This window comes from Deltaproteobacteria bacterium (assembly GCA_028818775.1).
Taxonomy (GTDB): domain Bacteria; phylum Desulfobacterota; class Binatia; order UBA9968; family JAJDTQ01; genus JAJDTQ01.
Map to the genome: position 1 here is coordinate 23,234 of JAPPNE010000129.1, position 7,760 is coordinate 30,993.

At 64.4% G+C, this 7,760-nt stretch carries 11 protein-coding genes; all 11 read right to left on the bottom strand.

Features of this window, described 5'->3' with window-relative positions:
- Positions 1 to 8: 8 nt before the first annotated feature.
- On the bottom strand, positions 9 to 869 hold the full coding sequence (locus OXU42_14055; GenBank protein ID MDE0030513.1) for an amidohydrolase family protein: 861 nt from the start codon (positions 867 to 869) through the stop codon (positions 9 to 11).
- A 131-nt stretch (positions 870 to 1,000) separates the two neighbouring features.
- Positions 1,001 to 1,486 (bottom strand): hypothetical protein, encoded by a 486-nt coding sequence (locus OXU42_14060; protein MDE0030514.1) that lies wholly within the window; start codon positions 1,484 to 1,486, stop codon positions 1,001 to 1,003.
- 59 nt (positions 1,487 to 1,545) lie between these two features.
- Positions 1,546 to 2,031: a pyridoxamine 5'-phosphate oxidase family protein gene (locus OXU42_14065; GenBank protein ID MDE0030515.1), complete on the bottom strand. Its 486-nt coding sequence runs from the start codon at positions 2,029 to 2,031 to the stop codon at positions 1,546 to 1,548.
- 94 nt (positions 2,032 to 2,125) lie between these two features.
- Positions 2,126 to 2,719: a UbiX family flavin prenyltransferase gene (locus OXU42_14070; protein ID MDE0030516.1), complete on the bottom strand. Its 594-nt coding sequence runs from the start codon at positions 2,717 to 2,719 to the stop codon at positions 2,126 to 2,128.
- A 25-nt stretch (positions 2,720 to 2,744) separates the two neighbouring features.
- Entirely contained in the window at positions 2,745 to 3,137 is a 393-nt protein-coding gene (locus OXU42_14075) for a CTP-dependent riboflavin kinase (protein ID MDE0030517.1), read from the bottom strand.
- Between the two features lie 47 nt (positions 3,138 to 3,184).
- A complete protein-coding gene (locus OXU42_14080; protein ID MDE0030518.1) occupies positions 3,185 to 3,955 on the bottom strand; it encodes an XdhC/CoxI family protein in 771 nt (256 codons plus the stop codon).
- A gap of 56 nt (positions 3,956 to 4,011) precedes the next feature.
- Entirely contained in the window at positions 4,012 to 4,353 is a 342-nt protein-coding gene (locus tag OXU42_14085) for an XdhC family protein (GenBank protein MDE0030519.1), read from the bottom strand.
- Between the two features lie 37 nt (positions 4,354 to 4,390).
- Positions 4,391 to 5,611, bottom strand: a complete 1,221-nt coding sequence (locus OXU42_14090; protein MDE0030520.1) for a VWA domain-containing protein — start codon at positions 5,609 to 5,611, stop codon at positions 4,391 to 4,393.
- 25 nt (positions 5,612 to 5,636) lie between these two features.
- Positions 5,637 to 6,569 carry a MoxR family ATPase gene (locus OXU42_14095; GenBank protein MDE0030521.1) on the bottom strand — a complete coding sequence of 311 codons (933 nt, stop codon included), beginning with the start codon at positions 6,567 to 6,569 and terminating at the stop codon, positions 5,637 to 5,639.
- An 86-nt stretch (positions 6,570 to 6,655) separates the two neighbouring features.
- On the bottom strand, positions 6,656 to 6,988 hold the full coding sequence (locus tag OXU42_14100; protein ID MDE0030522.1) for a tetratricopeptide repeat protein: 333 nt from the start codon (positions 6,986 to 6,988) through the stop codon (positions 6,656 to 6,658).
- A gap of 72 nt (positions 6,989 to 7,060) precedes the next feature.
- Positions 7,061 to 7,507, bottom strand: a complete 447-nt coding sequence (locus tag OXU42_14105; protein ID MDE0030523.1) for a PIN domain-containing protein — start codon at positions 7,505 to 7,507, stop codon at positions 7,061 to 7,063.
- Positions 7,508 to 7,760: the final 253 nt, after the last annotated feature.

Sequence of the window (7,760 nt, forward strand, 5' to 3'; positions counted from 1 at the left end):
GTATCGGCCTAATCCATGTTGAAGAACTTCCTGGCGTTGTCCAGCATGAGCTTCTGCTTGACCTCGGGCTTGATGGTGAGCTTGGCGAAGTCGTCAAGCCAGCGCTCCACGCCGATGGCCGGCCAGTCGGATCCGAACATGGCCTTGTCCTGAAGGATCGAGTTCACCTGCTGCACCAGCTCGGCGGCGAAGTACTTGGGCGACCAGCCCGAGAGATCGATGTAGAAGTTGCTCTTGTGACGGGCGATGGCGAGGCTCTCGGCCGTCCAGGGCCACGACGGATGGGCGCAGATGATCTTCAACTCGGGGAAGTCCGCGGCCACGTCGTCGAGGTGGATGGGCTGGGTGAACTTGAGCTTGTTGCCCATGCCGCCGGGAGTGCCAGCGCCGGCGCCGGCCATGCCGCTGTGGAACAGGATCGGCAGCTCGAGCTTCTGGCATTCCTCCCACAAGGGGTAGAAGCGGGTGTCGTTGGGGAAGAACTGCTGGCGGGCGGGGTTGATCTCGCCCACGCCGTGCAGGCCGAGGTCCTTGATGCGCTGGATCTCCTGCAGCGCCACCTTCTGCTGCCACGGATCGATGACGCCGAAGCCCAGGAAAACGTCGGGGTTCCGCTTCACGCCGTCGGCCACGTGCTTGTTGGGGACCGGGGTCAACCCCGTGATGGTTTCGTCGGTGGTGTTCTGAATCACGGCCATCATGTTGCGCGCGCGGTACTCGTCCGCCATCTCGTCGATGGACACGGGCTTGCGTTCGCGCTTGAAGTACTGAGCCATCTGCTTGGGGCGGTCGCCCTTGGAACTCAGGGTCAGCTCGTCGCAAAGGTGCACGTGCACGTCGATGGCGATGGGGTCCGTAATCGGGTCCATACTGTCGGTCCTCCTTGGGTTTGATCGAATGCCGGCGGCAGCACGGAACTCGCTGCCGAATACGAACGGGCAGGCTTGAAGCCCGACCCTGTTAGCTAGCACGATCCGCGATGGCTGGCCAGCGCTGCCCGCTATTCCTCCCACGGCGCGGCCGACAAGGCTGCCAGCGCCTTGTCGAGTATCCGCCCCATGAACTCGGCGTTGCCGCCCTGGTTCAACTCGTAGCGGACGCCGCTTACGATGGTGACTCCCTGTTCCTGGTCTTCCAGCACGGTGTCAAGCTCCACCTGGAACAGCGCGAAGGGGGTGTCTTCCAGTTGTTCCCGCGTGCGCGTGGCGTTGCCCTTGAGGTAGTAGTTCAAGCCGTGGTCCGTGACCACCAGGGTCAGCGCCCCGGCGCGCACGAGGTTCCTTTCGGTGGTGCTGTTCTTGCCCACGGCCAGATGGATGCGCCCCGGGCTCTTGGCCACCAGTTCGTAGTAGGAGCCCATGGCCGGGTGGCACCAGCCGTTCTCGTCCACCGTGGCCATGATGAACACCTTGCCGGCTTCGACCGATTTGCCGCTCATCAGCGCGAACAGATCGTCCGGCATCTCCTTGCCCACCAGTCGTGACATGAACCCTTCCTCCTCGGTCCGGGCGGCGCCCGGCGCCGCGCCATCCCCGTTCAGCCGCGTCAGCTCGTCGCCGCGCCCTCGCCCAGCGCCAGCTCCTGCCGCTTGCCGAACCCTTGCTGGTTGTCGATGTAGTACAGCCTCTCCGGGGTCACCCGGTAGAACTTCACCTTGAGAAACGCCTTGTGGTAGATGCCGCTCGCCGGGTCCGTAAACAGCTTGATGATACCCGGGTACTTGCGTGCGTACACCGCCAGAGCCTTGCCCTTGGCGATGACCGAATCCACCAGTTCCACGGTGCCCTCGAGCTGGATTCCCTTGATCTCGCGCCAGTCCTTGTAGTCTTCCTGGACGGTCACCGCCACCCGCGGGTTGTCCGCGAGGTTGGTGCAGTGGCGCGAGTCGGGCGCCGAGAAGAAATAGAGCTGGAGGCCGTCGCAGGCATAGAACACCGTGGCGTTCCAGGGCACGCCGTCGCGGCAGGTGCCGAGGGTCATGGTGTTGTGGGTGCGGAGGTATTCCAGCACCTGTTCTTCGAGATCGGCCATGTGTCGAAAGGCTCGGGACAAACGGTTGCGAAACCATTTCCGTTCGTCCTGAGCGTAGCTCCGCGCCAGCGGAGCGAAGTCGAAGGACGGACAACTACTCCTTGTCGCCGGGATAGCGGCTCAGGGACTCCTCGTCCCAGCGGTGGAACATGTCGGTCTCGACGTCGAACTGGTCGAGAATCCGCGCCACGGTCTGGTTGATGACGTCGTCCAGAGTCTTGGGCCGGTGATAGAAGGCGGGCACGGGCGGAAAGATCACCGCGCCCATGCGCGTGAGCTGCGCCATGCTCTCCAGGTGCCCCAGGTGCAGCGGGGTCTCCCGCACCACCAGTACGAGCTTCTTCCGCTCCTTCAGGATGACGTCCGAGGCGCGCACCAGCAGGTCGCCGCCGACGGACATCACGATGCCGCCCATGGACTTCATGGAGCACGGCGCGATGACCATCCCCTCGGTGCGGAACGAGCCGCTGGCGATGCTCGCGCCGATGTTGTTGATGTCGTGCACCATGTCGGCCATGGCTTCCACATCCTTGACCGTGTGCGGCGTCTCCACCTGCAGCGTCATCTTGGCCGCCTTGCTCATGACCAGGTGGGTCTCGATGTCCGGTATCTTGTGCAGCACCTGGAGTATGCGGATTCCGTAGATGGAACCGGTGGCCCCTGACAGGCCTACGATGACACGACGCATGCGGACTTACCTCCTGTAAACGGGCCTACTCGTCGAACACCACCGTCAACTCGTCGCCGTCCCGCACCGAACGGGTCTGCTTCAACGAAACCGCGGCGATGATCTCCAGCTTGTCGGCGGGATAGTCCTTGACCTCGGGCACCACCACCGCGACCTTTTCGCGCGGCCCCGCCGAAGATGCCCAGCCTTCGAGAAAGCCCGTGTAGAGGAAGGCACCGCAGAAACCCGGATCGGGCGACGACAGCACGCTCCTTGCCCCGTTCCGCCGGACCTCCTCCCAGCGCGACAGCGCGTCCCCGCGCGGCCTCAGGTTCAATGTGCCCGGGTAGGGATCGAACCCCATCCGCTCACGGATACCCTCCCGCACCCAGTCGACGCCCAGAAATGCACCGGCGCGTCCCAGGTCCGAGAAAACCACCCCTTTCACCCGGGTGTCGCGGGAACGCGTGGACAGGATACGAACCTCTACTTCCGGGACAGGGACCGGGCCTTGCCGCCGCGCCGGACCTTGATGATCTCGCCCAGGATCCCCAGGGCGATTTCCTCGGGAGTTTCCGTCGCGATGTCGAGGCCGATGGGGGCGTAAACCCGGGAGATGAGCTCTTCGGAGATCTGCTCCTCCTCCTTGAAGCGCTCGAAGCACGCCTTGATGCGCCGCTTGCTGCCGATCATGCCGATGTACTTGGCCGGGCGGTCCAACAGCTCGCGCAGGCACGGCTCGTCGTACTTGTGGCCGCGGGTGATGAGCACGACGTAGGTGGTGGGCGTGATGTCCATGTCCTTCACGGTCTCGGCCATGTCCCCCACCACCACCTCGTCGGCGTCGGGGAACCTCTCGCGGTTGGCGAAGAGTATGCGGTCGTCGACGACCACCACGTGGTAGTCCATGAGCTTGGCGATCTTGACCAGCGGCACGGCGATGTGTCCGGCGCCGACGACGACGAGCTTGGGCGGCGACGGCATCACCTCGAAGAAGACATCCGCCTGGCCGCCCGAGTCGGTCTCCAGCGAAAGCAGTCGGGAGCGCTCCTCGGCCAGCCGCTCGGCGGCTTCGCGCACGATCCTTTGCTCGAGCGCCGGGTCGCTCACCGATCCCAGCACGATGCGCCCGTCGCGCACGAGGCACTTGGCGCCGCTGTCCAACCCGTCGACGCCGTCGGACTCCACCACGGTGATGAGCACCGCGCCGGCGCCCTCGCTCTTGACCTTGATCAGCTCTTCAACCAGTGCGTCCATGCATCCTTTACCTTGTCACGAACCGGGCATTTGGCCGGCACCCGCAACAGGCTTCCTCACGCGCTCTTCTCGTCGCCGTCCTTGTCCTTCCACCAGGGGTCGATGAAGACGTTCATGATGCCGCCGCACACCGCCGGGCTGTCGGACGAAATCTCGTCCAGCAGGTCCACGCGCACGGTGCGGGGCTTGCGCGTGCGCACCACCTCGATGGCCTCGCGGCGCACGTCCGCCTCGCCGCAGCCGCCGCCGATGGTGCCGAGGATCTCGCCCCAGGCCGTCACCACCATCTTGGCGCCGACCTCCCGCGGGGTCGAGCCCTTGGTGGAAACGATGGTCGCCACCGCCACCGTCTCGCCCTTGTCGAGGAATTCCTTGACGTCGTCGTAGATGTTCTCCATCGATGCCTCCCGGATGGCGTCCTTGGACTTCGCTCCGCTACGCCACCAGCCTGCGCATGGTGTGGCCGAGATGGACCAAGCTGTTGGCGTTGTGCGCCGACAGGAACAGGTCCAGGTACGGCAGCGCCGCCTGCATGCCCTTGCACAAGGGCTCGTAGTTCTCGCTCGCCAGCAGCGGATTGAGCCAGATCATCTTGCCGCAACGCCGCTTGAGGGCCTGCATCTGCCGTTCCAGCACGCCCACGTCGCCCCGGTCCCAGCCGTCGCTGATGATCACCACCACGGTGCGGTGGGTCACCATGCTCACCGCGAAGTCGCGGTTGAAGATCTCCAGCGAGCGGCCGATGTTGGTGCCGCCGGACCAGCCCAGCACGCTCTTGGAGATCTTCTCCAGGGCGTTGCCGATGTTCTTGGTGCGGATCAGGTGGGTGATGCGGCTCAGGGTGGTGCTGAAGACGAAAGTCTCCACGCCCCACAGCTCGTTCTGCAGGCCGTACATGAACTGGATCAGGAAGCGGCTGTAGCAGTCCATGGAGCCGCTCACGTCGCACAGCAGCACCACCCGGGTCTTCTTGATGCGCCGCTTGCGCGCCACCAGCTCCACCAGCTCGCCGCCGTACTTGATGTTGCGGCGCATGGTGCCGCGCGGGTCGATCTCCGTGCCCCGGCGCGCGCGCTTCTTGCGCCGGCTCACCTGGGTAGCGATCTTCGAGGCGATGAGCAGGATCGCCTGGGTCACGGCCCGGCTCTCCTCGATGCCCATCTCGCTGAAGTCCTTCTCGTTCAACAGCTCGTTGGGGCTGTAGGTGGGCACCAACAGCGGGTCCGCGTCCGGATCGCCCTCTTCGGCCGCGCCCTCCTGCTCGGCGACGGTCTCCTCCGTCGTGCCGCTGCTGTCGTCCGAGGGGTCCAGCGAATCGTCGGGGCTCTGGGCCGGCACCTCCATGGTCTCCATGGCAGGTTCGATCTCCATGTCGCCCTGCCAGAAGGCCTCGAACACCTGGTCGAAGAGCGCAATGTCCTCGTGGTCGTGGAGCAGGTTGGCCGCCAGCGTCCGGTGGAAGTCCGGCCGGCTCTGGATGTCGATGAGCGGCAGCGAGCGGTTGGCGTCGATGACCTGGCTCAGCCCGAGCCGGAAGCCCAGGTCCTTGAGCACCCGGCCGAACACGAGCATGTTGGCCAGGGTGCCCTGCCCGCGCAGGCGCTTGTAGCGCTCCACCGCGCGGATGATCTCTTCCTCGTTCACTTCTCTTGCCATGATGAGGTCCGGGCGGGCAGCCGCGTTACTGGGGGCCCCCGCCCACCACGGTGGCCGGCTCCTTCAGGATGCGGTCCATGTCGAGCTTGTCGCCGGACAGCTCTTCCTCCAGGTGGTGCAGGTCCTCGCGGTACTTGAACACGCAGCCCACGGTCTCCTTCACGATCTCCGGGTCCAGCTCGCCGCGGTTGAGCAGCAGCAGCGCCGACGCCCAGTCCAGGGTCTCGGCCACCCCCGGCCGCTTGTAGAAGTTCATCTGCCGGACCTGCTGCATGAACGCGCAGATCTGCTCGGCCATGAGCTGCTGGATCTCCGGATGCTTGGTCGTGATGATCTCGTACTCCTTCTCGAACGTGGGGTACTCGATCCAGTGGTACAGGCAGCGGCGCTTGAGCGCGTCGTGGATCTCGCGGGTGCGGTTGGAGGTGAGGAAGACGTAAGGCCGCTTCTGCGCCTGGATGGTGCCCACCTCCGGAATGCTGATCTGGAAGTCCGACAGCACTTCCAGGAGAAACGCCTCGAACTCCATGTCGGCGCGGTCGATCTCGTCGATGAGCAGCACCGGGGGCTCGGCGCCGTCGGTGCGGATGGCGTCCAGCAGCGGCCGGCTGATGAGGTATTCCTCGGAGAAGATCTCGGTCTCCACCGACTCGCGGTCCCGGGAGCCGATCTCCTCCAGCTTGATGCGCAGCATCTGCTTGGGATAGTTCCACTCGTAGAGCGCGGTGTTCGAGTCCAGCCCCTCGTAGCACTGGAGACGGATGAGCCGGGTCTGGAGAACGTCCGCTAGCACCTTGGCGATCTCGGTCTTGCCCACGCCCGCCTCCCCTTCCAGCAGGATCGGCTTGCCCAGGCGCACCGACAGATAGACCACGGTGGCAAGGCTCCGGTCGCAGATGTACTTGCGCTCCCGCAACGAGTCCCGAATCGAATCGACGGTGATGCTGTCCAGATCCATGCGTATCCCTTCTTTGCGGACGGCCCAGTGAGTTTGTGAGTGCGTGTCTGCAGGTGGCGGCGGCCGCAAGGGTCGCGCGCGGTGGACTACTTGTTCTCGGCGAGCTGCCGTTTCCATCCCAGGGTGCGCGCCTTGGCGCCGACGGCTTCGGCCTCGTCGATCATCCCCTTGCGCTGGTAGAAGATGGAAAGGCTCGTGTGCGCCAACTCATCGTCGGGACACGCCTCCACCAGACGCTTGCCCACCTCGATGGCCTCGTCGAGGCGCTCCGTGTTGGCGTACACCATGGCCAGGGCGTGCAGCGCGTCGCCGTAGCCGGGGTCCTCTGCCAGCGCCTCCTTGTAGGACGCGATGGCCTCGTCCACCCGATCATCGGCGTACGCTTCCATGCCCTGGATGTAAAGGTCCTCTTTCGTCATGGCCTCCACCCGACGGAATTACTGTGTATTACGAAATCGTGATATTCTCAACCGGACGGGGACCGGTCTCACTCAAGCCCGCCGCCGGAACGGATCCCGCGTCGTGAGTTCCGGGAACAACGCAAAATCCCGATCTCGCGTCAGCAACGCCTCGACGCCGTGGGCAAGACAAATGGCGGCGATCCGTGCATCGTGAACGATGGCGCCCCGCACCCGAGGCCGCTGGGCCAGGCCGCCCAGGATATCGAGGAAGTCGTCGGTTTCTCCGATCAGGCTGTTAGAGGGCGACGCCGTCCAGGCTTCAAGTTGCCGCCAGGCACGCGCGGGCGGGGTAGCCGCGTCCTTCCAGATCCGGGGGTTCGTCACGACACTGAAGAACTCGTAGCAGCACGGCCAGGGAATAGCCCACGCGCGATCCCCTTCCGCCAGATCACGCACCAAGGCCAATGCGGCTTCGTGCAGGTCCGATTCCCGACGATGTGCGTAGACGAGCACGTTGGTGTCGATTAGATATATCAACGAACCCCATTCCCGCGACCTACACGCGCTAAAGTACGCAGTGAGACAATAAACTGTTGTATTTCAGGTATTTGTTTCCGCATCCTCTCGCCTTTCAGGCCTTGCATCGCCGCCTCCGGTGCGCTTAAATACACCCTAATTTTAACTCACTCGCTTTCGACTCGCTTACGGCTTGCGGTGTCTCCAAACCCCGTAGGCCGTTTTCGTTCGTTCAGCGGGTGATGACGGACGCAGAGGGGAGACGGAGGAGCAT

Coding starts and splice junctions, on each gene's coding strand:
- OXU42_14055 (MDE0030513.1), bottom strand. CDS start 869: ATGGACCCGATTACGGACCCCATCGCCATCGACGTGCACGTGCACCTT.
- OXU42_14060 (MDE0030514.1), bottom strand. CDS start 1,486: ATGTCACGACTGGTGGGCAAGGAGATGCCGGACGATCTGTTCGCGCTG.
- OXU42_14065 (MDE0030515.1), bottom strand. CDS start 2,031: ATGGCCGATCTCGAAGAACAGGTGCTGGAATACCTCCGCACCCACAAC.
- OXU42_14070 (MDE0030516.1), bottom strand. CDS start 2,719: ATGCGTCGTGTCATCGTAGGCCTGTCAGGGGCCACCGGTTCCATCTAC.
- OXU42_14080 (MDE0030518.1), bottom strand. CDS start 3,955: ATGGACGCACTGGTTGAAGAGCTGATCAAGGTCAAGAGCGAGGGCGCC.
- OXU42_14085 (MDE0030519.1), bottom strand. CDS start 4,353: ATGGAGAACATCTACGACGACGTCAAGGAATTCCTCGACAAGGGCGAG.
- OXU42_14090 (MDE0030520.1), bottom strand. CDS start 5,611: ATGGCAAGAGAAGTGAACGAGGAAGAGATCATCCGCGCGGTGGAGCGC.
- OXU42_14095 (MDE0030521.1), bottom strand. CDS start 6,569: ATGGATCTGGACAGCATCACCGTCGATTCGATTCGGGACTCGTTGCGG.
- OXU42_14100 (MDE0030522.1), bottom strand. CDS start 6,988: ATGACGAAAGAGGACCTTTACATCCAGGGCATGGAAGCGTACGCCGAT.